Consider the following 817-nt stretch of genomic DNA (forward strand, 5'->3'; position numbering starts at 1 on the left):
ATAGATAAATCAATATATGAAAAACAAATCTTTTATTATATCAGATTTAATTTACAGACTTTCTTGCACACTCCCGTCTTTTAAAATTATCATTGAATATATCTTTGACTTTAAAAGAAGGAAGTTTAAAATGAAACTGTTTTTTCTCCCTTTTCTCCTTTTGTTTTTTACCCTTCTTTTTATTCTCCTTCTTAATTGCTAATTTGTTCCTTTTGATAATACTCTCCACATCCGTGAATGCACTCTCCTTCTTTTTCATTTTCTTCTCCTTCATACTTATTAAAATTTCCGGTAATGTATCAACATTATAATTCATTATAAATTATTCAACTGTTTTTTTCAAATAAATTGAAATATTTTTATACTTAAAAAGAACCCTTTCAGGTTCTCACTATGTTTTATTTAATCGATTTACAGCTTTTTTCTCTTTATTTATCACACACCGGGGAACATATTAACAAATTCAATACTAAAATCAGAACCCGAATTCACAAATTCAACGGTAAAATCAGGAAAAACATCTACGAATTCCCATTTTCCACAGGAATCAGCAAACATATTCACTTTTTCTACCTTAAGATCCGGGATACTATTAACAACTTCTACTCTGAAATCTGCCATAGATGACACTACTTTCACTTTTCCGTATAATCTTTTTCCATTTAATGTGCAATCCCCGCCAATACTTCCAGAAAAAATCACTGTCCCAAACAATAAAAATATAAGAACTCTTTTCACATATACCTCCTTGTATAATATGTTTGTAGTTAAAAAAGCTAAATTAACTACTTAAAATCTTTGTTACTTTATGTAATAA

The 817-nt window shown here is 28.2% G+C and carries 2 protein-coding genes; both read right to left on the reverse strand.

The genetic code is table 11. The features are described 5' to 3' along the window. Nucleotides 1-46: 46 nt before the first annotated feature. Complete coding sequence (locus NK213_RS20270; protein WP_253352722.1) at nt 47-259, reverse strand: hypothetical protein; 213 nt, start codon at nt 257-259, stop codon at nt 47-49. 176 nt (nt 260-435) lie between these two features. Continuing rightward, on the reverse strand, nt 436-738 hold the full coding sequence (locus NK213_RS20275; protein ID WP_253352723.1) for a hypothetical protein: 303 nt from the start codon (nt 736-738) through the stop codon (nt 436-438). Nucleotides 739-817 lie beyond the last annotated feature (79 nt).

The sequence above is a fragment of the Sebaldella sp. S0638 genome (genome assembly GCF_024158605.1).
GTDB lineage: Bacteria > Fusobacteriota > Fusobacteriia > Fusobacteriales > Leptotrichiaceae > Sebaldella.

Excerpts from the sequence above, each read along its gene's own strand:
- NK213_RS20270 (WP_253352722.1), bottom strand. The coding sequence starts at position 259 with ATGAAAAAGAAGGAGAGTGCATTCACGGATGTGGAGAGTATTATCAAA.